Genomic DNA, 22,567 nt, shown 5'->3' with positions numbered 1-22,567 from the left:
GGGCGGTTATCCGTATCAATCAAGTGTAGGGAATAAGCCGTTTGCCGGCAGCCCGGCGCGTGGCCTGACGGGCGGACCGATAGCGGGCTTGCCGCTTGCGTCATGCCTGGACATCCGTCAGGCGCTGGCGGCGGCCATCACTACATGCGCCTGCATCGGGCCGGAGACGGGGCCATCGCCATATGCCGCCAGGAGCGCCCGAGCGCACGCGTCGGTCGCCCGCGCCAGCGCATCGGGCCCGCGCCGCTCCAGGTCCGCGCGCAGCGGCGTGCCCTGGCAGTACGCCACCGCGGGGATGCGGGCGGCATCGGCGCGACTGGTGGCGGTGACAGTCTCGAACACCGGTGGCGCGGTAAAGCCGCCCTGGCGCAAGTCCTGCTCGATCGCCGCCTGGCTGTGATAGCCGTGCGGCGTGCGCGCCATGAAATCCGGCGGCGACTCGGGGAACAGGCGGGCCAGCGCCGCCGCGACATCGCGGGCAAAGGCGTTGAATTCGATCCGGTCCCACACGTTGAACACCAGCGTCCCGCCGGGCACCAGCACGCGGCGCGCTTCGGCAAAGGCCCTGGCCTTGTCCGGGAAGAACATCACGCCGAACTGGCAGGCCACCAGGTCGAAGCTGGCATCGCCGAACGGCAGCGCCATCGCGTCGGCCTCCCGCCAGGTCACGGGGCGCTCCGTGCCTTCGGCCTGGGCCTGCGCCAGCATCGGCGCATTGAGGTCGGTGGCGACGATGACGGCGTCGGGCGCGAGCCGGCGCGCCAGTTCGCGCGTGAGCACGCCGGTGCCGGCAGCCAACTCCAGCACCCGGCGCGGTTGCAACGCGGCGATGCGTCCGGCCAGGTCGGCGGCATAGGGCGCAAAAATCATGGGCACCATCAGCGACGCGTACACCTCGGGGATCGCACCCGCGAAAAGGTGGTCGGGGCGGTCGGCATTCGGCTCGTCGGCATTCGGCAAAACCATGAAAGTCCCCCTGCCCGGCGCGCGGGAAGCCGGGATCGCCTCAGTGGGTGTAGGACACCTGGCCGCGAAAGTAAACCAGCCGGCGCTGCCTGCCGGCGCAATGGCGTCAGGGCCGCCCCAGTGCCCGCGCCTCCCTCATCTGTGCGTTGGCGAATTCGAGCATGCGCAGCACTTCGTCAAATACCGCCAGCGCGTGTTCCCGGTCCGGCACCTCCGGCATGCCGGCGCGGTCGGCGGCAACGCCGCGGATCAGGTCGTCCAGGAAGCCGGGCTGGTTTACTTCGACGCGCTGCAGCAGCAGGTGCACCAGGTAGGCGCAGGCGTCAAGGCGCGAAACTTGCGTGGCGGTCATGGAGCTTTCCCCCTGTAACGTTGGGCACGGCGCGCGCACCGCGCGTGGTGCGCGTCATTGCAAAAAGTACAGGGCACACGCGAACAAGGCAATGATCCGGATCGGCATTTCGGGCTGGCGCTACGACGGGTGGCGGGGCGTGTTCTACCCCAAGGGGTTGGCGCAGCGGCGCGAGCTGGAGTTCGCCTCGCGCGCGGTCGACTCCATCGAGATCAATGGCTCCTACTATGCGCTGCAGACGCTGCGCAGCTATCGCGCGTGGTACGAGGCCACGCCCGAGGATTTTGTCTTCAGCGTCAAGGGATCGCGCTACCTGACGCACATGCTGCGCGTGCGTGGCGACAAGACCCGCACGGCCATGGCCAACTTCCTGGCGTCCGGCGTGCTGGCGCTGGAGGAGAAGCTGGGCCCGATGCTGTGGCAGTTTCCGCCCAACTTCGCCTTCGATCCCGAGCGGATGGAACGCTTCCTCGCCCTGCTGCCGCACGACACCCACAGCGCGCGCGAACTGGCGCGCGACCATGACAGCCGGGTCAGACAGCCCTGGTGCGAGACGCGGCGCCGGCGCCGGATCCGGCATGCCGTCGAAATCCGGCATGGCAGCTTCTGCACGCCAGATTTCCCCGCGCTGCTGCGGCGCCATCGCGTCGCGCTGGTAATCTCCGATGCCGTGGCGGACTGGCCTTACGCCGAAGACGTCACCAGCGATTTCCTCTACCTGCGGCTGCACGGCAGCCAGACGCTGTACGGTGGCAGCTACTCCGACAAGGCGCTGCACCGCTGGGCGGCGCGGCTGGGCAAATGGGCGAGCGGCCACGAACCGGCCGATGCGCAGAAGATCTCGCCCAGGCGCCCGCGCAAGGCGGCGCACCGCGACGTCTACTGCTATTTCGATAATGACAAGAAGGTCAAGGCGCCGTTCGATGCGCAGCGCCTGAAGCGCATGCTGCAGGAAGAATGAGGGACCGAGGGGCCTTAGTCACGGATTAGTCACGGATGCGAGGCATCCAGCCGCTGCCACGCGTGCGCGGGTCCACCGGCAGCTGGCGCTGCAACGCGGCCTTGGACAGCATGTGGGCACTGATCGGCGCGGTCAGGAACAGGAACGCGGTCACCAGCAGCTCATGCAGGCTGGCCTCGCCGCGGAAGCTGAAGTACGCGACCGAGGCCAGCACCACCCCGCCCACGCCCAGCGTGGTCGACTTGGTGGGCCCGTGCAGCCGCATGAAGAAGTCCGGCAGGCGGAACAGCCCGATCGCGCCCACCAGCATGAATACGCTGCCGATCACAAGCAACGTGCAAACGACGATTTCCGCGACGGGATGCAGCATGGCCGTGGCTCCTTAGTATTCGATGATGTCGCCGCGCTGCAGGTACTTGGACAGCGCGACCGTGCCGACGAATCCCATCACCGCGATCAGGAGCGCAGCCTCGAAGAACATCGCCGAATCCAGGCCGATCCCCAGCAGCACGATCAGCGCGATGGCGTTGATATTCAGCGTATCGAGCGCCACGATGCGGTCCGGCAGGCTGGGCCCGCGCAGCAGCCGCGCAAGGGTCAGCAGGAAGGCCAGCCCGAGGATGACCAGGCACACCGGTATCACGATGGCAAGCATTGGAAAATCTCCTTCAGCGGGATTTCATAGCGCGATTTGATGCGCTCGACCAGGGCCGCCTCTTCCTCCAGGTCGAGCACATGGACCAGCAGCGCGCGCCGGTCGTCGCTCAGTTCGGCGCACAGCGTGCCGGGGCTCAGCGAGACGATGCTGATCAGCGCGGTGGTGGCCAGTTCGTGCTCCACGTCCAGCGGCACCACGATAAAGGCCGGCCGCAGCCGCGCGGTGCGGCCCAGCACCAGGATCGCCACTTCGATATTGGCCATGACGATATCGATCAGCACATGGATGCTCAGGCGCAGGATCAGGTCGGGACGCGACAGCCGGAATGCGCTAAGCACCAGCCAGCGGTCGGCCAGGCGGCCGATGGCCCAGCCGAGCAATGCGCCCAGCAGCCAGTGCCCAAGGGCGATACTGTCAGACAGCATCAGCCACATCAGCAACAGGATCAGGCTGAGCCAGGGATGGGGCAGCAGGCGGCGCAGCATGGCTACTCCCCTTGCGCGGGCAAAACGGCCCGCAGGTAGGCCGCGCGGTCCAGCAATTGCGCGGCGGCGTCCGCCGTATATTCGGTGGCCGGTCGCGCATAGACGGTCAGTGCGACGTTGCCTGCCAGCAGCAGCGCACAGCAGGCCAGCTTGCGCGGATCCGGCCGCACGCGGGCGCGCGTCACGGAGGGATGGTCCTCGTCGAGATATTCCGCGCCTTCCGGCACCTGCGCCGCTTCATGCGGCAGGCGCCACAGCAGCCGCGTGCCAGTGCGCGACACCGCGATCAGCAGCAGCAGGCTCGACACCAGCACCACCGGCCACAGCGCCGGCATCCACGGCGCGGGGGTTGCGCGCAGGATCATGGCTTTGCCGAGGAAGCCCGACAGCGGCGGCAGGCCCACCGCCGCGAGCACGCCAACCAGGTATAGCACCCCGGCTAGCCGCGAGGCCACGGGCGCGGCGCCGTCACGCGCAGGATCCGGCTCCAGCGCATCGGCCAGCAGGAACAGGCCCGCCGTGCACAGCGTGGTGCTGGGCAGGTAGTACAGCGCGGCGGCCCAGCCGGCTTGCGTCTGCATCGCCACGCATGCCGACAACAAGCCCACCGACGCCACCACCAGATAGCTTGTCATCGCCCGCAGCGTGCGGCTTGCCACCGCGCCGATGCCACCGATCGCCAGCGTCACCAGCGCCAGCGGAAACACCCAGTCATTCAGGAACGGCTCCAGCAAGCCCTGCGCGCCGCCGAACAGCAGTGCGGCACAGCGCAACATGGCGTAGATGCCCACCTTGGTCATGATGGCGAACAGCGCGGCGACCGGGCCGGTGGCGCTGGCATAGGCGCGCGGCAGCCAGAAATACAGCGGAAACAGCGCCGCCTTGAGCCCGAAAACCAGCATCAGCATGACGCCCGCCGCCACCGCGAGCGGCAGGTCCTGCGCCGGCAGGCCGGCCAGCCGCAGGCCCAGGTGCGCCATGTTGAGGGTGCCGCTGAGCCCGTACAGCACGCCGATCGCCACCAGGAAGAACGAAGACGCCACCAGGTTCAGGATCACGTAATGAAGCCCGGCGCCGATGCGCGCGCGCCCTGCGCCGTGCACCAGCAGCGCGTAGGACGCGATCAGCAGGATCTCGAAGAAGACGAACAGGTTGAACAGGTCGCCGGCCAGGAACGCGCCGTTCAGGCCCATCAGCTGGAACTGGAACAGCGCATGGAAATGCCGGCCCTGGCGCGCGGTGCCGTCGCCTGCCGCGGCCAGCGCCGCAACGGCCAGCACGGACGTCAGCGCCAGCATCATGGCGCCGGTGCGGTCCAGCTGCAGCACGATGCCGAACGGGGCGGCCCAGTTGCCCATCGCGTAGACGTCGATGACGCCGGTGGCCGCGTGCTGCATCAGCACGACGGCCGTCGGCAACAGCAACAGCGTCGCTATCGCGCACACGGTACGCTGCGCGCGCAGGGCCTGCGCGGGCATCGCTGTCAGCAGCGCGCCGGCAATCATCGGCAGCAAGATGGGAAGCAGTACGGCGTGGTTCATGGCCGCGGCTCCCGCTTGCCCGGCTCATCGTCGCCACCGGGGTCTGGCGTCTCGGCGCTTTCCGGCTCGCCGGCCGCGTCGACATGGTCGCTGCCGGTCAGTCCCAGCGAACGCAGCGCCAGCACCACGGCAAACGCCGTCATGCCGAAAGCGATCACGATGGCGGTCAGCACCAGCGCCTGCGGCAGCGGATCGGCATAGCTGGCGCCGGGAACGATCACCGGCGGCTGTCCGATCGACAACCGGCCCATGCCTAGCAGGAACAGGCTGACCGCATACGACAGCAGCGTCAGGCCCAGCACCACGGTGAAGACGCGCTCGCGCAGCAGCAGGTAGATGCCGCAGGCAGTCACGATACCGATGCTCACGGCGTAGAGGGCGGCCATCAGTCGTCCTCCGTGGCGCGCGCGGGCGGCAGGTTTCGCACCCCGAGGTGCGAAACGATGACCAGCGTGGTCCCGGTCACGGTGCAGAACACCCCAAGGTCAAAGATCATGGCGGTGGCCAGTTCGATTTCGCCGATGCCCGGCAGGTGGAAATGCCCGAACGCCGTCGTCAGGAAGGGATAGCCGAAGGCCAGGCTGCCAAGGCCGGTCAGCCCCGCCAGCAGGATGCCGGCGCCGGCGATGGCACGGTAGTCCGGGGCGATGCGCGCTTCGGTCCAGCGCACGCCGCTGGCCACGTACTGCAGCAGCAGCGCCACCGAAGTGATCAATGCCGCGATAAAGCCGCCGCCGGGCAGGTTGTGCCCGCGCAGCAGGATAAACACCGCCACCAGCAGCGTCAGCGGCAGCATCAGCCGCGCCAGGATGGCCAGTAGCAGCGGATGCGCCTGGGTGGTCCACGGCAGTCCGTCCGGCGCGGCCGATGGCGTTGGCAGGCGCATGCCCTTGAGCAGCGCCTGCACCGCCAGGCCCGCGATCAGCAGCACGCAGATCTCGCCCAGGGTATCGAAGCCGCGGAAGTCCACCAGCAGCACGTTGACCACGTTGTGGCCGCCGCCGCCCGGCACCGACTGCTCGATATAGAAGGCGGACACCGGGTCGTACGGGCGCGTCATCACCGCGTAGGCCGCCACCGCCAGCAATGTGCCGCCGCCCAGCGCCAGCACCACGTCGCGGGTGCGGCGCGCAGTGCCGCCCTGCTCGGCCGTCTCGCGCGGCAGGTAGAACAGCGCCAGCACCAGCAGCACCACCGTCACCACTTCCACCGACAGCTGCGTCAGCGCCAGGTCCGGTGCCGAGAAGCGCAGGAACACCAGCGACACCATCAGCCCGCAGCCGCCGAGCAGCACCAGCGCCGCCAGCCGCTGGCGGCGCGCAACCACCACGGCAAGCGCCAGCACCGCCAGTATCGCCAGCGCCGCGGCACCCATCGGGTCAAGCGCGCCGGCCGGGACGGTGCCGGCGAGTGTGTCGAGATCGGCCAGGAACCAGGCCGGAATCGCCAGCAGCGCCAGCAGCATCCAGGCGATATAGCCCGGCAGCGAGCCGCGCTCCAGCGCGCGCGTGATCGCGGTGGCCATGCGCTCCAGCGCGCGCATGCCGCTCTCGAACGAACGGCGCGCGTTCAGGTGCTCGAGCGACTGCTGCCAGCGCCGCAGCGCATCGCGGCGCAGGAAGAACAGCGCCGTGCCGCCCGTCAGGGACAGCAGGCTCATCACCAGCGGCAGGTTGACGCCATGCCACAGGTTCAGGCTGTATGGCGGCAGCGGCGCGCGCAGCGTGGCCAGCGACGCCGCCGCCAGCAGGGTTCCCACCGTGTAGGCCGGCACCAGCCCCACCACCAGGCAGATCACGACCAGGAATTCCACCGGCACCTTCATGAAGCGCGGCGGCTCGTGCGGCGGGTAGTTGGGCACGTCGGGCTGGCTGCCGCCGAAGAACACGCCGTAGATGAAGCGCAGCGAATACGCCATCGTCAGCGCGCCGGCCATGGTCGCCGCCGCCGGAATGACCCAGTTGAACTCGCCCAGCAGGCCCTGCGCCAGCGTCTCGCCAAAGAACATTTCCTTGCTGAGGAAGCCGTTGAACAGCGGCACGCCCGCCATCGACAGCGACGCCACGATTGCCAGCACCGCCGTATGCGGCATGTAGCGCGCCAGCCCGTGCAGGCGGTCCAGGTCGCGCGTGCCGGTCTCGTGGTCGATGATGCCGGCGGCCATGAACAGCGACGCCTTGAACACGGCGTGGTTGATGATGTGGAAGATCGCCGCCACCGTGCTGAGCTGGGTATCGAGTCCGAACAGCAGCGTGATCAGCCCCAGGTGGCTGATGGTGGAATACGCCAGCAGCCCCTTGAGGTCCCGCTGCAGCAGCGCCATCGCGGCGCCGAAGATCAGCGTGGCCAGTCCGGTCATGCTGACCAGGTAGAACCAGCCGTTGGTGCCGTCCAGCACCGGGTACAGCCGCGCCAGCAGGAACACGCCGGCCTTGACCATGGTGGCCGAATGCAGGTACGCGGACACCGGCGTTGGTGCGGCCATCGCCTGCGGCAGCCAGAAGCTGAACGGGAACTGCGCCGACTTGGTAAACACCGCCAGCAGGATCAGCACCAGCATCGGCATGTACAGCGGGTGGCGCTGCACGCTGCCGGCCTGTGCCAGCACCGCCGACAGCTCGAAGCTGCCGCAGATATGGCCCAGCAGCAGCACCCCGGCCAGCAGCGCCAGCCCGCCGCCGCCGGTGACGGTCAACGCCATGCGCGCGCCCTGGCGGGCATCGCCGCGCCACGACCAGAAGCCGATCAGCAGGAACGACAGGATGCTGGTCAGCTCCCAGAACACCGCCAGCAAGAGCAGGTTGCCGGCCAGCACCACGCCCATCATGGCCGCCATGAACAGCAGCAGCAGGCAGAAGAAACGCACGGCCGATTCATTGCGGGCGAGGTAGTAGCGCGCGTACAGGATCACCAGAAGTCCCACGCCGACTACCAGCAGCGCAAACAGGTAGGCCAGCCCGTCCAGGCGCAGCGACAGGTCAAGCCCCAGCGCAGGCAGCCAGCTCACGCGCCAGGCCAGGCCATCCCCGGGCTGGTCGAAGACCGCGCCACGCAGCTGCAGCAGCAGCACCAGCGCGACCAGCGGCAGGCCGACGATGACGGGCGCCACCAGCCGCGGCGCGCGCATGCCGATCACCCAGGTCAGTCCCGCGGCCAGCAGCGGCAGCGCGAGCAGCAGCGGCAGCTCCATGGGCGCCGCCTCAGGCCTGGGCAGGCGCGCGCGCCTGCGCGGCGCGCGGATTGATGACGATCACGGGCACCGTGGCCTGCGCCAGTACCGCGGACACCACTGACCCCAGCAGCGCCGACACGATGGCGCCGCGCCCCTTGGCGCCCAGCACGATCGCATCCGCAGCCAGCGTCTCGGCCAGCCGCACCAGCTCGGCCGCGGGATCTCCATGCAGCCAGTGCCGCACCAGCGGCAAGCCGGGCAGCACGGCCTCGGCGGCGGCAAAGGCGCTGTCGGCCTGGCTGCGGTTCTCGGCATCGAGCGCGGCGCGGGACAGGCCGGTACTGGGCAGCCCCGGCGAGACATGGGCAACATGCACGGACAAGGGCCCGGCCAGCAGCGGGCGGCTGGCCAGGCGGCGGGCGGCGGCAACGCTGTCGGGCGATCCGTCCATCGCGAGTACGACGACTGTCATGGGCAAATGGGCAATGGGCAAAGGTCAGGCGTGACAATGCAGCGGGCAGGCGTGCCCCCTACTTTCCGGATTCTGAGGGTATTGCGCAAGTCATGCGTGGCCTGTTAGTCGCTGCGCGAAAAAATTCATCGCCCTGCATAACATACTGAATGCGCGCGCGCCACCGCGTACTACGCGGCGATGACGCCGCGTAGTACGCTTCGGGGACCTATCGCTATCCGGACCGAGATGAAGCGGGCGTTGTTCCTCGGAATCGCAATATCGCTCGCGTGTGTTGCCGCGGTGGTGCCGATCGCGTTGAGCCTGCGCGCGGCCGAGCAGGAAGTCGCCCGCCGCGAGCAGGAGCAGCTGGAGTTGTTCGCCACTGCCGCCGTTGCCCGCATGGAGATGGTGATGGCGGAGGTCACCGCCGCGCTGCATGAGATGGAAGACTTGCCGGATGCGCCCTGCTCCGACGGCAATCTTGCCAGCCTGCGGCGCATTGCCTTCAGCTACCGCTACCTGCGCGACACCGGGCGCTATGCCGGCACCTATCGCCTGTGCTCGGCGCTGCTGGGCGACGTGTTTCGCCGCCATATGACCTTGCCCGAACCGGACTGGCGCGACGGCAAGGGCTTCGAATACTGGTTCGATGTCGACAACCCCTTCGGCGCCTCGCGCCCCGCCATGCTGGTGGGCCTCAACGGCCAATACGTGTCGATCGATCCAATGTCGTTCGTCGATATCGTCGAGCTGGCGGCCCGGCATATCGGCGCGGTCAACCAGGCCACCGGCGTGATCTTCGCCAGTACGCCGGGGGCCAGCCTGGCGCAGATGGAAAGCATCTTCCACCGCAGCAGCCAGGGCGAGTCGGACGAGTTCGGCATCGTGCGCCGCTCCGAACGGATCCCGTTCGCGGCGATCGTGCAGGCACCCCACGCGCAGCTGCTGGAAAGCTGGCCGATGCTGGTGGCGTCGATCGTACTGGGCGGGCTGGTGATCGGCGTGCTGCTGGCCGCGGTGGTGCTGCGCATCGTGTCGCGCCGCCTGACACTGGAGGCCGCGCTGCGCAATGCGGTGCGGCGGCACCAGTTGGAGGTCCATTTCCAGCCGATCGTCGCACTGGCCGACGGCCGCTGCACAGGCGTGGAGGCGCTGCTGCGCTGGCGCCGCGATGGCCAGATGGTGCCGCCAGACGTGCTGGTCACGCTGGCCGAACAGAGCGGGCAGATGGCGGCCATCACCGACCATGTGCTGGAGCGCGCCGTGGCCGAGCTGGGGCCGCTGCTGCGGGCCAGGCCGGACTTCTATGTCTCGATCAACGTCAGCGCCGAAGACCTGCGCACACCGCGCTTCCTCGAAGTGCTGACGGCGCGACTGCCCGGCACCGGCATCGCGCCGCGCCAGGTGCGCATCGAGATCACCGAGCGCAGCTTCCTCCATGCCGACGTGGTGCGCGGCGTGATCCAGGCCTTCCGCGATGCCGGCCACCCGGTCTATATCGACGACTTCGGCACCGGCTATTCCAGCCTGTCGTACCTGCAGGTGTTCAAGGTCGACGCGCTCAAGATCGACAAGTCGTTCATCGACACCATCGGGCGCGAAGCCGCGTCGAGCACGGTCGCCCCGCACATCATCGCCATGGCCGAGGCGCTGGGCTTCGAGGTCGTGGCCGAGGGCATCGAGCACGAGGCGCAGGTGCGCTTCCTGCGGGAGCGCGGCGCGCAGTACGGCCAGGGCTGGCTGTTCTCGCGCGCGCTGCCGGCCGACGCGCTGCTGCGCTACCTGGCGCAGGAAGCACCGGCGGCCGCGCTGCCGCCGGTCCACGCCGACTAGCCGGGCGGCCGCCCTTGCCGCTTGGCTTTTCGGCGGGACCGCATGCGGTCTCGACGCTGTGCCATTGTCATGGGCATACCGGGATTACCCTGAGAACCGGCCCGGCAATCGATACATGCCTGCTATCACCCGCCAACAAATGAATATTGGACGCGGCCGGCCCGGCTGCCTTAGCCTTGGCGCCAGCAACTGAACCCGATGTCCCCCGGAGACACCCACCATGAGCGACTTCCTCCTCTACGAACAGGACGGCCACATCGTCACGCTGACGATGAACGAGCCCGAGCGCCGCAACCCCCTGACCGGCAACACCGCGGTGGCGGAGTTCCTGGCCGCGATCGAGCGCATCCATGCCGACCGCAGCGTGCGCGCCGTGGTCATCACCGGCGCCGGCACGGCGTTCTCGTCGGGCGGCAACATCAAGGACATGGAACGCCAGGCCTCCGGCCAGGTGCCGGGCATGGAGATCCGGCAGGACTACCGCTGCGGCATCCAGCGCCTGCCGCTGGCGCTGTTCAACCTGGAAGTGCCAGTGATCGCCGCGGTCAACGGCGCCGCCATGGGCGCGGGGCTGGACCTGACCTGCATGTGCGATATCCGCATCGCGTCGGAGCGCGCGCAGTTTGCCGAGTCGTTCGTCAAGCTGGGCATCATTCCCGGCGATGGCGGCGCCTGGCTGCTGCCGCGCGTGATCGGGCTGTCGCGCGCCGCCGAGATGACCTTTACCGGCCAGGCGATCGACGCGAAGACCGCGCTGGAATGGAACCTGGTGTCGCGCGTGGTGGCGCCCGAGGCGCTGCTGCCGACCGCATACGAATTGGCCGGGCGCATCGCCGCCAACCCGCCGCATGCGGTGCGGCTGGCCAAGCGGCTGATGCGCGAGGCCATGCACACCCGCCTCGACACACTGCTGGAATTGTCGGCCGGCTTCCAGGCGCTGTCGCACCAGACGGCGGACCACCGCGAGGCGGTGCAGGCCTTCCTGGACAAGCGCACGCCGGTGTTCAGCGGCAACTGACCGGATACTGGCCAGGCGGATCGGCCGGCCAGCTTCAGGCGGATTGGGTTTCCGCCGCCTTGAGCTGGTTGACCAGCGCCACGTAGTCGCGCATGGCCTGCTCGCGCGGCAGGCCGCGCCGGGCAGCCCAGGCGTCGTACTTGGCACGCCCGATCATGTCCATCATGCCCGGGCGGTCACCGCTGACGTCGCCGACGCTGCCTTGCTTGTAGAGCGCATAGAGCGACAGCAAGGTGTCGTTGTCGGGCGCCTGGCGCAGCGTCTTCGACAACGCCGCGGCGGCCTCGAAGGCTTTTTCGGCCGGGCCTGGCCCCGGCACCGCCGGCGTGCCGCCGAAGTGCGCATCTTCCAGCGCGACTTCGTCCGGGAACCACCGTCCCTCCAGCAACTTGCCGTCGCGCAGCGCAAACGCCAGCACGCCCTGCGAGGCCAGCGTGCCGCTGCGCAAGGTGGCAGGCACCACGGCCATGCCGGTGTTGAGCACCGGCGCGCCGAAAGCGGTGAACGCCAGCCCGGCATCCGCCCACTCGCGCAGCCGCGCCAGGCCACGATCGCCACGGTAGACCCCGCTGGTCCGGTTGGCGCCCGGCTGGAACCACGCAAAATCGCCCTTGCCGCGCGCATACAGGGCAGCCAGGTCACCCTGTTCCAGGTCCGCGCGCGCCATCGCCAGCAGCTCGGCCATCTGGTCCGGCGTCATGCGCGCATCATCGCGCTCCGCACCCGCCATGCCAAGCGACGTGCCCACGCTGGCCTCGAAGAATTCCAGCACGTTGCGCGCCACCAGTTCGCGGTCATTGTCGACGCAGACCATGTGGTAGCTGTCTTCCAGCACCAGCATGCGCGCCTGCCCGGCACGCTTGCCCTGCCCGATCTGCTCGACCAGGAAGTTGGCCGAGCGCAGGCTGGTCAGCTCGTCCAGCCGCGCGTGGACCACCAGCGTGGGGCAGGCAATGCGCTGCAGCCCCTTGCGTACGTAGCCGCGCAACCGGTCCACTTCGCGGATGCACGCCAGCGGCACCCACTGGTAGTGGAAGTTCTCGCCGCGTGCGAACTTGGCCTTGACGATCTCGCGCAGCTGCTCGTTCTTGATGCCGAACGGCTCCTCCTCTTCCACCTTCATCCGGTTGGGGACGCCTGGAATCTGGTACAGCAGCGGGCGCAAGCCGCGATACCACGGCGTCGCCCAGCCGTCGATATAGACCGGCGGCGCCAGCGCCACCAGCCGGCCCTTGGTGTGCTGCTCGCGCTTGACCGTTTCCACCGCCAGCAGCGCGCCCATGCACATGCCCATCACGTGCAGCGTTTCATGCTGGTCAATGATCTCGCGGTATTTGACGCGCACTGCTTCGAGCCAGTCCTCGGCGCGCACGCCGCACAGGTCCTCGGGCTGCGTGCCGTGCCCCGGCAGCGTCAGCGAGTGCGTGACAAAGCCGGCACGCTTGAGGCGCTTGTGCATCGAGCCCAGGTCATACTGCGTGCCGCCCAGGCCGTGAATCAGGAACACGCCGGGGTCAGACATGCGCGGGCTCCGCGCCGGCGCGGCGCATCAGTGCCGCCACCTGCTCTACCTTGCCGTCTGCGCCGCGGATGCCGGCCAGCCGCTCGTGCACGCGCAAGCGGCCGCTGCCCGGCAGCGTCACGGCGTACTCCTGCACGCTGTCGGGCGCATCGCCGCGCGCCACGGCGGACCAGGTAGCCTGCACCAGCCCGCGGTCGGTGGCGTCGATGCGGTCCAGCCATTCGTCGACACTGTTGACGTTGCGGATCGTGTCGCCGAGCAACTCCGCCGCGCCCTCGCTCCACGTGGCGCGGCCGGTGACCGCGTCATACTCCACGCTGGCCACGCCCACCGCCTGCAGCGTGCGCGCATAGCGCAGGCGCCAGGCACGCGCTTCCTCCAGCGCGGTGCGTCGGCCCTCGGACAGGGCGCGTCCAAGCAGCATCACCAGCGCCCAGACAATGACAAAGCCCTGCACCTCGACCACGGCCTCGCCCGCAAAGCCTTCGATGACGTTGAACGGGCCGGCGCCTGCCGCGGTGCGGTGGATGATCAGCAGGCAGCCCAGCAGCGTGGCAATGGCACCGCCGCGCGGCCCCCATAGCAGCGCGGTGGCCAGCAGCAGCGGCATCGGCACGTAGGCCAGCGTGGGGGCGAGACCGCCGAAGCGCTGCGCGGCGTTGTCCGAGAACACCGCCAGCACCGCCACGATAAAGACCACGAAGGCCAGCCCGCCGGCGGCGAACTGCTGCATCGGCATGCCGCCCGAGCGCCGCACGCGGAAGCCGCGGAATGCCACCGCCAGCGGCCCCACCAGCAGCAGCCCGGCGGCGGTGGAAAAGGCCCAGGCGCGCCATTCGACCGGCAGGTCCAGGCCCGGCCGCTGCCAGCGCCACAACTCGACCGCCAGCGAAGCGCCCAGCGCCGAGCCGACCAGCGCGCCCACGATCAGCAGCGTGGCACCCGGCGGGCTTTGCGGGTCGCGGCGGCCAAAGGTGGCGATCCAGCCGGCGGTGCCCAGGCTGATGACCTCGATCAGGCCGAAGGCAACGGCACCGCGCAGCGGCAGGCCGTGCGTGGCCATGCCCCACCCTGCCAGCGCCAGCCCGGCGCCGGCCAGCACCGCCGGCCATGACCAGCGCGCACAGACCAGCAGCGCGGCAAACGTGACGCCGCTGCCGAGCCAGACCGGCACGGCCTCGGTAGACGCATGGGCCAGCGAGCGCGACACCACGCCGGCGACAAGTACCAGCACGGCAACGATTGCCGCCAGGCGTATCTGCTGCATTGGCATACCCCCAGGAAGCTGCTTCTGACCGGTTTCCGACGTTCTGTTTGTGAGTCAGGATAGTTGCCAGCCTGCTGGTGGGCAAGGTAAGTCACTCGGCCAGGCCGTGGCTCCTGCGAGTCAGCCGGACACTCCGAGCGCCCCTTCCACGTTGCGCACCAGGCTGACCAGCCGCGGGCCGATGTCTTCCTCGATCTGCTTGCTCTGCGGGCTGAACACCGGCACCGACGCGGCAAAGATCCACGCTTCCCCGTCGCGCCGCGCGCGCATCGGCACGGCAACGGATTCCACTTCGCGATGCAGGTCGCGATGGCCGCGGCAGAAGCCGTGTTCCCGCAGGTCGCGCGTGGCGTCGGCCAGGCGCTGCTCCAGCCAGTCGGCGCGCGCGGGGTCGGCCACGCGCAACTGGGCAAGATACGCCTCGCGCTCGGACTCGGGCATCAGCAACAGGTAGCCGCGGCCCGAACCCGTGCGCGAGATCGATACCCGGGTGCCGACCTCGGGGCGGAACACATGGCTGCCCACGCCCTGCGCGATCTCGACATAGGTCATTGCGTTGCCGTTGCCGACGATCAGCTCGACCTGCCCGGCGATATGGTCGGCCAGCTCCTGCATGGCCGGCCGCGCCAGCTGGCGCACCGTCATCCGCGCCAGCGCGGGCGCGGCCAGGTTGACCAGCCCGATTCCCGGCACGTAGCGCGACAGGCGCTCCGAATAATGCAGCAGGCCCAGTTCGCACAGGGTGTCGAGCAGGCGGAACAGCGTCGGCTTGGCCAGCCCGGTGCGCTCCATCAGTTCGCGGCTGCTCAGCTCCTGCACCGTTGGCGAAAAGCAGTTGAGGATCGAAACGCCCCGCGCCAGCGCGCTGACAAGGCGCGACTCGCCGTCGGCATCGGCGGGCGGCGGGGTCAGAGGGACATGTGCTTCGTTCGTCATAAACGGGCCTTGGTCTGGTTTTTTTGATACCAGCGTCTCAAAACGCGGATGTTGCCCTTCGTTGATTCCGAAGTCAAACGAAGGATTTTGAGTTTACTTGGCGGATTTCCGACGCGAGAATTCCAATTCATCGTATTGGACGATCACTTTTTGAAACCGACGTCTCAATATCCCGAATCCACGACTCGCAACCGCTCTGCATCAGGAGACACCATGCAACAAGCCGTCATCGTCGACGCCATCCGCAGCCCGATGGGCCGCTCCAAGCCGGGATCGGCCTTTACCGAGCTGCATGCCACCGAACTGCTGGCGCAGGTGCTCAAGGGCCTGGTCGAACGCAACAAGCTCGACCCCGGCCTGGTCGACGACGTCATCACCGGTTGCGTGACGCAGGCCGGCGAGCAGTCCGCCGGTCCGGGCCGTGTGGCCTGGCTGGCGGCGGGCTTCCCCGACCACGTGCCCGCCACCACCATCGACCGCAAGTGCGGCTCGAGCCAGCAGGCGGTGCACTTTGCCGCGCAGGGCATCATGGCCGGCGCCTATGACATCGTCATCGCCTGCGGCATCGAATCGATGAGCCGCGTGCCGATGGGCTCGGCCCGCATCGGCCAGAACCCGTACGGCCCGTCGATGGAAGCGCGCTACGCGCCGGGGCTGGTGTCGCAGGGTGTTGCGGCCGAGCTGGTTGCCGCCAAGTACGAGCTGTCGCGCCACGACATGGACAGCTACTCCGCCCGCTCGCACGGGCTGGCCGCCGCGGCGCGCGAAAGCGGCGCCTTCCGCCGCGAGATCCTGCCGATCAGCACGCCCAATGGCGTGGTGGAGCATGACGAAACGATCCGCCCCGGCACCTCGGTGGAAAAGCTGGGCACGCTGCAGGCCTCGTTCCGCAACGACGAACTGAGCGAGCGCTTCCCGCAGATCGGGTGGAATGTCACCGCCGGCAATGCATCGCAGATCAGTGACGGCGCTTCGGCCATGCTGCTGATGAGCGAATCCATGGCCCAACGCCTGGGCCTGAAGCCGCGCGCGCGCTTTGTCGCCTTCGACGTCTGCGGCGACGATCCGGTGATGATGCTGACCGCCCCGATCGCCGCCAGCCAGCGCGCCATCAAGAAGAGCGGCCTGGCGCTGGACCAGATCGACCACTACGAAATCAACGAAGCCTTTGCCTGCGTGCCGCTGGCGTGGCAGAAGGCACTGGGCGCAGACCCGGCGCGCCTGAACCCGCGCGGCGGCGCGATCGCGCTGGGCCACCCGCTGGGTGCGTCGGGTGTGCGCCTGATGACCACCATGCTGCATGCGCTGGAAGACAGCGGCCAGCGCTACGGCCTGCAGTCGATGTGCGAGGCGGGCGGCATGGCCAACGCCACCATCATCGAGCGCCTGTAATCAACCCCTCTCATCCCCTCTGCCGTTCCCGCCGGCGCGGGAACCCAGCGGTTCCTTTTCCTAGGAGACATCCATGAAACTCGAAAACATGTCCGCCGTCGTCACCGGCGGTGCTTCCGGCCTGGGCCTGGCCTGCACGCGTCGCCTGGTGGAGCGCGGCGTCGGCGTGGTCATCGCCGACCTGAACGAAGAGCGCGGCAACGCGGTGGTGGACGAGTTCGGCGGCAAGGTTCGCTTCGTCAAGGCCGACGTCACCGACACCGACCAGATGAACGCGGTCTACGACGCCGCCGAGGCCATCGCCCCGCTGCGCGCGCTGATCCACTGCGCCGGCCTGGGCGCGCCGGTGCGCGTGGTCGAGAAGGACGGCTCGCCGGGCTCGCTGGAAAAGTACGAGTCGGTGGTGCGCATCAACCTGATCGGCACCTTCAATGCGCTGCGCCTGGGCGCCGCGCGCATGGCCAGGAACGAAATGGTGGACGGCGAACGCGGCGCGTGCGTACTGACCGCCTCGGTGGCCGCCTACGAAGGCCAGATCGGCCAGATCCCCTACAGCTCGGCCAAGGCCGGCATCGTCGGCATGACGCTGGTGGCCGCGCGCGACCTGGCGCAGCGCGCCATCCGCGTATGCACCATCGCCCCGGGCCTGTTCGACACGCCGCTGCTGGCGAAGCTGCCGGAGAACGTGCGCACCTCGCTGGGCGCGATGGTGCCGCACCCGGCCCGCCTGGGTGCGCCGGACGAGTACGCCTCGACCGCGCTGCACATCCTGGAGAACCCCATGCTCAACGGCGAGACCATCCGCCTGGACGGCGCCATCCGCATGGCCCCGCGCTGAGCCGCCATCGACCAGCATCCAGCACGCCAACAAGGACATCCGCATGAGCGACACGCTGCAACTAGAGACCCGCGGCAATACGCTGCTGATCACCATGAACCGGCCCCAGGCGCGCAACGCCATGGATTTCGAGACCGCGACCGCGCTGGCCGCCGCGATCGACCAGCTGGAAAGCCGTGACGACCTCGCCGTCGCCATCCTGACCGGCGCCGGCGGCACCTTTTGCTCCGGCATGGACCTGAAGGGCTTCCTGGAAGGCAAGCGCCCCAGCCTGCCCGGCCGTGGCTTCGGCGGGCTGACCGAGAAGCCGCCGCGCAAGGTGCTGATCGCCGCGGTGGAAGGCTATGCGCTGGCGGGCGGTTTCGAACTGGCGCTGGCCTGCGACCTGATCGTCTCGTCGAAGGCGGCCAGGTTTGGCCTGCCGGAAGTCAAGCGCGGCCTGGTTGCCGGTGCCGGCGGGCTGATGCGCCTGCCGCGCCGCATGCCGTACCACATCGCCATGGAATATGCGCTGACCGGCAATATGCTCGGTGCCGAGCAGGCGCATGCCTACGGCCTGATCAATCGCCTGACCGAACCGGGCGAAGCGCTTCAGGGCGCGCTGGCGCTGGCCGACGAGATCGGCGCCAACGGCCCGCTGGCGGTGGCGGTCAGCAAGCAGATCGTGGCCGAGTCGGCCGACTGGAGCAACGAGGAGATGTTCGAGCGCCAGCGCCCGCTGCTGGCGCCGGTGTTCACCTCGGCCGATGCGCGCGAAGGCGCCGCGGCCTTTGCGGAAAAGCGCAAGCCGGTGTGGACCGGCAAGTAAGGCGGGGGCAAGCCATACCGTAGTCGCGCTTATTGCCGGGACTTCCGGTCTGGACTTTCCGCCTGGACGGCCGGCCGCGAGCCGGCCGTTTGCACATGGAACCGCAGCACAGACATACAACGTGGAGGAGACCCATGAACACCAAGCTGCCGCAATCGCTGTGCCCTTTGCCTTCCCTTTCGCTTTCACTTTGCACCGGCCTGCTGGCCATCACCGGCACCGCCACGCTGGCGACGGTCGCGCATGCCGCCCCCGCCTGGCCCGACAAGCCAATCACCATCATCGTCCCCGGCGCGCCAGGCGGCACCACCGACATCCCGACGCGACTGGTCGCGCAGAAGCTGTCGGCCATCCTCGGCCAGCCCGTGGTGGTCGACAACAAGCCCGGCAGCGGCGGCATCATCGGCACGCAGGCACTGCTGCGCGCCGCCCCTGACGGCTACACGCTGCTGGTCGGCAACACCGGCTCGCATGCCATCAACTACAGCGCCTACAAGCAGCTGGCCTACCGTCCGCAGGACTTCATGCCGCTGACCGACATGATTTCCTTCCCAAACGTGCTGGTAGTCAATGCACAGGCGCCGGTGCGCAGCGTGGCCGAGCTGGTGGCGCAGCTGAAGCAGTCGCCGGGCAAGTATTCCTATGCCTCGGCGGGCATCGGCCAGACCACGCACCTGACCGCCGAGCTGTTCCGGCTGCGCACCGCCACCGAGGTGCTGCACGTGCCTTACAAGGGCTCGACGCCGGCCACCACCTCCGTGATTGCCGGCGAAACCACCTTCATGTTCGACAACCTGACGCAGGCGCTGCCGCATATCCGCGCCGGCAAGCTGCGCGCGCTGGCGGTGACCAGCGCCGAACGGCTGCCGTCGCTCCCGGACGTGCCGACCATGGAGCAGGCCGGCGTGAAGGATTTCGTGGTGATGGGCTGGCTCGGTGTGTTCGCGCCTGCGAAGACGCCGCCTGCCGTCGCCGCCGTGCTGCAGGACGCGCTGTCCCGGGCCATGCGCGATCCCGACGTGGTGGCGAAATTCCGCGACATGGGCGGTATCCCGGGCGGCGAACCGCAACCCCGCTTCACCGCACTGGTCAACGGCGACATCAAGCGCTGGGGCGACACCATCCGCGCTTCCAGGGTCAGCCTGGACTAGCGCGTGCGGCGGCGCCCGCCTTCGGCAAAGCGGAAGGCGGGCCGGCCCAAAGCCAAATTGACACGATGCCGGCCACCGCTTAGGCTCGCCCTACCCTGCGGTATATTCAGCGCATGCTTAACATGCCAGGCGCCGCCGCGGGCACATAACGACAACAAACAATCCCGCGAGACGACCACCGTGCCTACCCCCACCGCGCCTTCCCGCCTGGACAGCCTGCGCCCCGCCCTGCCGATCCTTCTTGGCGCCTCCCTGATGCTCAGCCTCGCCATGGGCCTGCGCCAGAGCCTGGGCATCTTCATGCCGCCATTGACGCGTGACATCGGCATCTCGGTCTCCGACTTCACGGTGGCCATTGCCGTGCAGAACCTTGCCTGGGGGCTGCTGCAGCCGCTGGCGGGCGCGTGGGCGACACGGATCGGCTTCCGGCCGCTGATGGTGGCCGGCTCGCTGTCGTATGTGGCCGGGCTGGTGCTGCTGGCGACCGCGCAAGGCATGGTCGGCGTCACGCTGGGGGCTGGCGTGGCGATCGGCGCTTCGATGGCCTGCACCGGCAGCGCGCTGGCGATGGCGGTGGCGGCACGGCCGGTGCCGGCGGCGCTGCGCAGCACGGTGCTGGGGCTGGTGTCGGGGGCCGGCTCGCTCGGGGCGCTGCTGGCGGCGCCGATCGGGCAGATGGTGACACAGACTTACGGCTGGCGCGCCGGGCTGGCCGCGTTCGTGTTGCTGGCGCTGGTGATGCTGCCGGCAGCGTGGATGGCCGGGCGCGTGGACAAGCTGCCGCTGCCCGCGTTCTCCGGCGCCGACCAGAACAATGCGCGGCAGGCGCTGGGCACCGCGCTGCGGCACGCGCCGTTCATCGTCATGGCGCTGGCGTATTTCGTCTGCGGCATGCAGCTGGTCTTCCTGACCACGCACCTGCCGTCGTACCTGGACATCTGCGGCATGGACCCGATGCTGAGCGCGCAGGCGCTGGGCGTGATCGGCGGCTTCAACGTGCTCGGCAGCATCTTCTTCGGCTGGGCCGGCGGGCGCTTCAACAAGCTGATGCTGCTGGGCGGCATCTATACCGTGCGCTCGCTGGCACTGACCTGGTATTTCTCGTCGGCGCCCACGCCGGGCAGCACGCTGGTGTTTGCCGCGGTGATGGGCTTCCTGTGGCTGGGCGTGGCGCCGCTGGTGTCGGGCTGGATCGCCGAGACCTTCGGCCTGCGCTGGCAGGCCATGCTGGGCGGCGTGGCCTTCTTCAGCCACCAGATCGGCAGCTTTAGCGGTGCCTTCGGCGGCGGAGTGGTCTATGACGCGCTGGGGTCATACACCGTAGCCTGGCAAGCGGGCGTGGCGATGGGGCTGGCGGCGGGGCTCGCGCAGATCGCATTTGCGGTGGCGACGCAGCGCCGGCCGCCGTTGATGGCGGCGTCCTGAGGTTGGCGCGCTGTGTAAGAATCGGGGGTTCCTGCAAGGAACCCCTCAGATTGCTGACAAAGGGAGAATTCCAGGTTGTTGCTCCCCTCTCCCGCTTGCGGGAGAGGGGCCGGGGGAGAGGGCAGGCGCATGCCAAGCACCGTGGCGCATCACTTCGTGGCAACTCCTGCCCTCTCCCCCCGCCCCTCTCCCATAAATGGGAGAGGGGAGACAACATTCGCAGCCTTTGACTTTGTCAGCAGCCTGGGGGATTCCTGCAAGGAACCCCTTTCTTCCTTTCCGCTTCTGCCAGACCTTGGACCTGCTTCGCATCGCCCTGCTCTTCGCCGTGACTGCCCTTGCCGAAATCCTCGGCTGCTACCTTCCCTGGCTGGTCTTGCGCCAGGGCAAGAGCGCGCTGTTGCTGCTGCCCGCCGCTGTCTCGCTGGGATTGTTCGCCTGGCTGCTGACGCTGCATCCCGCCGCCGCGGGACGCACCTACGCCGCTTATGGCGGCATGTATATCGCCGTGGCACTGCTCTGGCTGCGTTTCGTCGATGGCCTGGCGCTGACACGCTGGGACGTGGCCGGCGCCGCCATTGCGCTGGCCGGCATGGCCGTGATCGCGCTGCAGCCCGCGGCGCGCTGATTGCAGTTCGCGGCGCTGATGCCGCGGCGCCCACAATACTGCAGGCCACCAAGTCATCTTTGCCAACAGGCTCAACGCAAGGGCTCAAAGGGGCCCTCAAAGGCATCAAAGCGTATATCGGGCGCGTCGATATTATGCCGCGACGGTACCACCCTGCCGAAACGCACGGAACGCGCCTGAATCACGGCGGTGTCGGCCACAGAGGTGTGATGCGCGCGGCCGGCGGCATCACGCCACTCGACGCGGCTCATATCGGCGTTGTCTTCGGCGACATACATCGAGCGCAACATCGCGAAGCCTGACATGCCGTCTGCCATGGACACGTCGGGGGGGCGATAGCTCGGCTCGAATTTCACCTCGAGCGCGGTGCGCTCGCGGCTCACTTCGATCAGTCGCACGCTGGCCTCGCCGCCTGCGACGAAGCGCAGCCGAATGGATCGCTCTTTGGGGTCGATATCGATACCTGCGATCTCGACGACGGGCCTGCCAGCCTCCGTGATCGGGCCAATCAGGAACGATGAGCCGTATGAATTGCTGCTGGTGTGTCTTGCCGGCAATGGCTTGGCCCGCCAGTACCCGTCGGGCGGGTACAACACCAGCACCTGCGTCTCGCGCAATTTTCCGGCATGCGGTTGCTTCACATAGAACTGCAGCAGATGGAATTCGTCATACACGCTGCCCCACACCGCGACTGGCACAGACCGTGGCCGCCAGAATGTTTCATAGGTATTGCCTTCGATGGCGAAATCGCGCCCGTCGTAGATTCGCACCTTGCGGGGCTCGAAGCGACGACCCGGATCCGTGCGGGGCGTATTTTCGTCGAAGTCGCAGTTGGAGAAGTCCGCCGGCGGAAAACGGGGCTCGCCAACCTTGCCGAGGTATGGCGGATGTAGCGCCTCTACGCGGAAGCGCTGGATTGCCGGCGAACTCATGACGAACGAGACATTGTCCTCCTCGGCGCATTGAGTCAGTGTGGTGAAGTTGCGCACCTCGACGATCACCGGCGCGGCCCGGACTGCGTCAAGAGCAAGCGCACAGACTGTCACGATTACGGCGGCAAGCGCCGAGAAGCGTAGGGTTGCCATGATAGGTTGCCATCTCCTGCTTTCGCGGATCGCGCCAGCATGGCGCTCAAAGTTACTTTCTTGCCTCGCGGTGTC

22 protein-coding genes are annotated in these 22,567 nt (G+C 68.4%); 9 read left to right on the top strand and 13 right to left on the bottom strand.

What is annotated here, in order from left to right:
* Nucleotides 1-117 precede the first annotated feature (117 nt).
* Both ACIP1U_RS20530 and ACIP1U_RS20525 read right to left on the bottom strand, forming a co-directional pair.
* The gene (locus ACIP1U_RS20530; RefSeq protein WP_400318564.1) at nucleotides 118-966 is read right to left on the bottom strand and encodes a class I SAM-dependent methyltransferase; all 849 of its coding nucleotides are present in this window, start codon (nucleotides 964-966) and stop codon (nucleotides 118-120) included.
* A 106-nt stretch (nucleotides 967-1,072) separates the two neighbouring features.
* Nucleotides 1,073-1,318: a hypothetical protein gene (locus ACIP1U_RS20525; protein ID WP_400318561.1), complete on the bottom strand. Its 246-nt coding sequence runs from the start codon at nucleotides 1,316-1,318 to the stop codon at nucleotides 1,073-1,075.
* A gap of 91 nt (nucleotides 1,319-1,409) precedes the next feature.
* On the opposite strand from ACIP1U_RS20525, the gene ACIP1U_RS20520 reads away from it, so the two are divergent.
* The gene (locus ACIP1U_RS20520) at nucleotides 1,410-2,279 is read left to right on the top strand and encodes a DUF72 domain-containing protein (protein WP_400318558.1); all 870 of its coding nucleotides are present in this window, start codon (nucleotides 1,410-1,412) and stop codon (nucleotides 2,277-2,279) included.
* A 25-nt stretch (nucleotides 2,280-2,304) separates the two neighbouring features.
* On the opposite strand, the gene ACIP1U_RS20515 is transcribed toward ACIP1U_RS20520, so the two are convergent.
* The 7 genes from ACIP1U_RS20515 to ACIP1U_RS20485 are packed head-to-tail and all read right to left on the bottom strand — an operon-like array spanning nucleotide 2,305 to nucleotide 8,607.
* Nucleotides 2,305-2,649: a Na+/H+ antiporter subunit G gene (locus tag ACIP1U_RS20515; RefSeq protein ID WP_400318555.1), complete on the bottom strand. Its 345-nt coding sequence runs from the start codon at nucleotides 2,647-2,649 to the stop codon at nucleotides 2,305-2,307.
* Between the two features lie 12 nt (nucleotides 2,650-2,661).
* Nucleotides 2,662-2,934 (bottom strand): K+/H+ antiporter subunit F, encoded by a 273-nt coding sequence (locus ACIP1U_RS20510; protein ID WP_400318553.1) that lies wholly within the window; start codon nucleotides 2,932-2,934, stop codon nucleotides 2,662-2,664.
* A complete protein-coding gene (locus ACIP1U_RS20505; RefSeq protein WP_400318550.1) occupies nucleotides 2,919-3,422 on the bottom strand; it encodes a Na+/H+ antiporter subunit E in 504 nt (167 codons plus the stop codon). Before ACIP1U_RS20505 ends, ACIP1U_RS20510 begins: the two co-directional genes overlap by 16 nt.
* A gap of 2 nt (nucleotides 3,423-3,424) precedes the next feature.
* A complete protein-coding gene (locus ACIP1U_RS20500; protein WP_400318547.1) occupies nucleotides 3,425-4,963 on the bottom strand; it encodes a monovalent cation/H+ antiporter subunit D in 1,539 nt (512 codons plus the stop codon).
* Nucleotides 4,960-5,349, bottom strand: a complete 390-nt coding sequence (locus ACIP1U_RS20495; protein ID WP_400318544.1) for a Na+/H+ antiporter subunit C — start codon at nucleotides 5,347-5,349, stop codon at nucleotides 4,960-4,962. The genes ACIP1U_RS20500 and ACIP1U_RS20495 overlap by 4 nt, the downstream gene beginning before the upstream one ends.
* The gene (locus ACIP1U_RS20490) at nucleotides 5,349-8,153 is read right to left on the bottom strand and encodes a monovalent cation/H+ antiporter subunit A (protein ID WP_400318542.1); all 2,805 of its coding nucleotides are present in this window, start codon (nucleotides 8,151-8,153) and stop codon (nucleotides 5,349-5,351) included. Before ACIP1U_RS20490 ends, ACIP1U_RS20495 begins: the two co-directional genes overlap by 1 nt.
* Before the next feature lie 10 nt (nucleotides 8,154-8,163).
* Complete coding sequence (locus ACIP1U_RS20485; RefSeq protein WP_400318540.1) at nucleotides 8,164-8,607, bottom strand: universal stress protein; 444 nt, start codon at nucleotides 8,605-8,607, stop codon at nucleotides 8,164-8,166.
* Between the two features lie 240 nt (nucleotides 8,608-8,847).
* On the opposite strand from ACIP1U_RS20485, the gene ACIP1U_RS20480 reads away from it, so the two are divergent.
* Together ACIP1U_RS20480 and ACIP1U_RS20475 are read left to right on the top strand one after the other, a co-directional pair.
* Entirely contained in the window at nucleotides 8,848-10,422 is a 1,575-nt protein-coding gene (locus tag ACIP1U_RS20480; RefSeq protein ID WP_400318537.1) for an EAL domain-containing protein, read from the top strand.
* A 220-nt stretch (nucleotides 10,423-10,642) separates the two neighbouring features.
* Nucleotides 10,643-11,440: a crotonase/enoyl-CoA hydratase family protein gene (locus tag ACIP1U_RS20475; RefSeq protein ID WP_400318534.1), complete on the top strand. Its 798-nt coding sequence runs from the start codon at nucleotides 10,643-10,645 to the stop codon at nucleotides 11,438-11,440.
* A gap of 34 nt (nucleotides 11,441-11,474) precedes the next feature.
* On the opposite strand, the gene ACIP1U_RS20470 is transcribed toward ACIP1U_RS20475, so the two are convergent.
* The 3 genes from ACIP1U_RS20470 to ACIP1U_RS20460 form a co-directional block, all read right to left on the bottom strand.
* A complete protein-coding gene (locus ACIP1U_RS20470; protein ID WP_400318531.1) occupies nucleotides 11,475-12,962 on the bottom strand; it encodes an acyl-CoA-binding protein in 1,488 nt (495 codons plus the stop codon).
* A complete protein-coding gene (locus ACIP1U_RS20465) occupies nucleotides 12,955-14,229 on the bottom strand; it encodes an MASE1 domain-containing protein (RefSeq protein WP_400318528.1) in 1,275 nt (424 codons plus the stop codon). Before ACIP1U_RS20465 ends, ACIP1U_RS20470 begins: the two co-directional genes overlap by 8 nt.
* A 120-nt stretch (nucleotides 14,230-14,349) precedes the next feature.
* Nucleotides 14,350-15,165, bottom strand: coding sequence for an IclR family transcriptional regulator (locus tag ACIP1U_RS20460; RefSeq protein WP_400318525.1), 816 nt, complete (start codon nucleotides 15,163-15,165; stop codon nucleotides 14,350-14,352).
* A 213-nt stretch (nucleotides 15,166-15,378) separates the two neighbouring features.
* Here ACIP1U_RS20460 and ACIP1U_RS20455 point away from each other — a divergent pair, with 213 nt between their 5' ends.
* The 6 genes from ACIP1U_RS20455 to ACIP1U_RS20430 all read left to right on the top strand — a co-directional run bounded on the left by ACIP1U_RS20455 (nucleotide 15,379) and on the right by ACIP1U_RS20430 (nucleotide 21,407).
* Nucleotides 15,379-16,557: a thiolase family protein gene (locus ACIP1U_RS20455; RefSeq protein WP_400318522.1), complete on the top strand. Its 1,179-nt coding sequence runs from the start codon at nucleotides 15,379-15,381 to the stop codon at nucleotides 16,555-16,557.
* Nucleotides 16,558-16,630: 73 nt separating this feature from the next.
* Nucleotides 16,631-17,395 carry an SDR family NAD(P)-dependent oxidoreductase gene (locus ACIP1U_RS20450; RefSeq protein WP_400318519.1) on the top strand — a complete coding sequence of 255 codons (765 nt, stop codon included), beginning with the start codon at nucleotides 16,631-16,633 and terminating at the stop codon, nucleotides 17,393-17,395.
* A 43-nt stretch (nucleotides 17,396-17,438) separates the two neighbouring features.
* Nucleotides 17,439-18,203 carry a crotonase/enoyl-CoA hydratase family protein gene (locus tag ACIP1U_RS20445; protein ID WP_400318517.1) on the top strand — a complete coding sequence of 255 codons (765 nt, stop codon included), beginning with the start codon at nucleotides 17,439-17,441 and terminating at the stop codon, nucleotides 18,201-18,203.
* Between the two features lie 134 nt (nucleotides 18,204-18,337).
* Nucleotides 18,338-19,354 carry a Bug family tripartite tricarboxylate transporter substrate binding protein gene (locus ACIP1U_RS20440; protein WP_400318514.1) on the top strand — a complete coding sequence of 339 codons (1,017 nt, stop codon included), beginning with the start codon at nucleotides 18,338-18,340 and terminating at the stop codon, nucleotides 19,352-19,354.
* A gap of 180 nt (nucleotides 19,355-19,534) precedes the next feature.
* On the top strand, nucleotides 19,535-20,779 hold the full coding sequence (locus ACIP1U_RS20435) for an MFS transporter (RefSeq protein ID WP_400318512.1): 1,245 nt from the start codon (nucleotides 19,535-19,537) through the stop codon (nucleotides 20,777-20,779).
* Nucleotides 20,780-21,074: 295 nt separating this feature from the next.
* Nucleotides 21,075-21,407: a YnfA family protein gene (locus ACIP1U_RS20430; RefSeq protein ID WP_400318510.1), complete on the top strand. Its 333-nt coding sequence runs from the start codon at nucleotides 21,075-21,077 to the stop codon at nucleotides 21,405-21,407.
* Between the two features lie 71 nt (nucleotides 21,408-21,478).
* Here ACIP1U_RS20430 and ACIP1U_RS20425 read toward each other — a convergent pair whose 3' ends face one another.
* Nucleotides 21,479-22,492, bottom strand: coding sequence for a hypothetical protein (locus ACIP1U_RS20425; protein WP_400318507.1), 1,014 nt, complete (start codon nucleotides 22,490-22,492; stop codon nucleotides 21,479-21,481).
* Nucleotides 22,493-22,567 lie beyond the last annotated feature (75 nt).

The sequence above is a fragment of the Cupriavidus sp. NPDC089707 genome (assembly GCF_044748965.1).
GTDB lineage: Bacteria > Pseudomonadota > Gammaproteobacteria > Burkholderiales > Burkholderiaceae > Cupriavidus.
The sequence above is the reverse complement of the archived record's forward strand: the minus strand, read 5'-3'. Positions and strand labels throughout refer to the sequence as shown.

Coding starts and splice junctions, on each gene's coding strand:
- ACIP1U_RS20530 (WP_400318564.1), bottom strand. CDS start 966: ATGGTTTTGCCGAATGCCGACGAGCCGAATGCCGACCGCCCCGACCAC.
- ACIP1U_RS20525 (WP_400318561.1), bottom strand. CDS start 1,318: ATGACCGCCACGCAAGTTTCGCGCCTTGACGCCTGCGCCTACCTGGTG.
- ACIP1U_RS20520 (WP_400318558.1), top strand. CDS start 1,410: ATGATCCGGATCGGCATTTCGGGCTGGCGCTACGACGGGTGGCGGGGC.
- ACIP1U_RS20515 (WP_400318555.1), bottom strand. CDS start 2,649: ATGCTGCATCCCGTCGCGGAAATCGTCGTTTGCACGTTGCTTGTGATC.
- ACIP1U_RS20510 (WP_400318553.1), bottom strand. CDS start 2,934: ATGCTTGCCATCGTGATACCGGTGTGCCTGGTCATCCTCGGGCTGGCC.
- ACIP1U_RS20505 (WP_400318550.1), bottom strand. CDS start 3,422: ATGCTGCGCCGCCTGCTGCCCCATCCCTGGCTCAGCCTGATCCTGTTG.
- ACIP1U_RS20500 (WP_400318547.1), bottom strand. CDS start 4,963: ATGAACCACGCCGTACTGCTTCCCATCTTGCTGCCGATGATTGCCGGC.
- ACIP1U_RS20495 (WP_400318544.1), bottom strand. CDS start 5,349: ATGGCCGCCCTCTACGCCGTGAGCATCGGTATCGTGACTGCCTGCGGC.
- ACIP1U_RS20490 (WP_400318542.1), bottom strand. CDS start 8,153: ATGGAGCTGCCGCTGCTGCTCGCGCTGCCGCTGCTGGCCGCGGGACTG.
- ACIP1U_RS20485 (WP_400318540.1), bottom strand. CDS start 8,607: ATGACAGTCGTCGTACTCGCGATGGACGGATCGCCCGACAGCGTTGCC.
- ACIP1U_RS20475 (WP_400318534.1), top strand. CDS start 10,643: ATGAGCGACTTCCTCCTCTACGAACAGGACGGCCACATCGTCACGCTG.
- ACIP1U_RS20470 (WP_400318531.1), bottom strand. CDS start 12,962: ATGTCTGACCCCGGCGTGTTCCTGATTCACGGCCTGGGCGGCACGCAG.
- ACIP1U_RS20465 (WP_400318528.1), bottom strand. CDS start 14,229: ATGCAGCAGATACGCCTGGCGGCAATCGTTGCCGTGCTGGTACTTGTC.
- ACIP1U_RS20460 (WP_400318525.1), bottom strand. CDS start 15,165: ATGACGAACGAAGCACATGTCCCTCTGACCCCGCCGCCCGCCGATGCC.
- ACIP1U_RS20455 (WP_400318522.1), top strand. CDS start 15,379: ATGCAACAAGCCGTCATCGTCGACGCCATCCGCAGCCCGATGGGCCGC.
- ACIP1U_RS20450 (WP_400318519.1), top strand. CDS start 16,631: ATGAAACTCGAAAACATGTCCGCCGTCGTCACCGGCGGTGCTTCCGGC.
- ACIP1U_RS20445 (WP_400318517.1), top strand. CDS start 17,439: ATGAGCGACACGCTGCAACTAGAGACCCGCGGCAATACGCTGCTGATC.
- ACIP1U_RS20440 (WP_400318514.1), top strand. CDS start 18,338: ATGAACACCAAGCTGCCGCAATCGCTGTGCCCTTTGCCTTCCCTTTCG.
- ACIP1U_RS20425 (WP_400318507.1), bottom strand. CDS start 22,492: ATGGCAACCCTACGCTTCTCGGCGCTTGCCGCCGTAATCGTGACAGTC.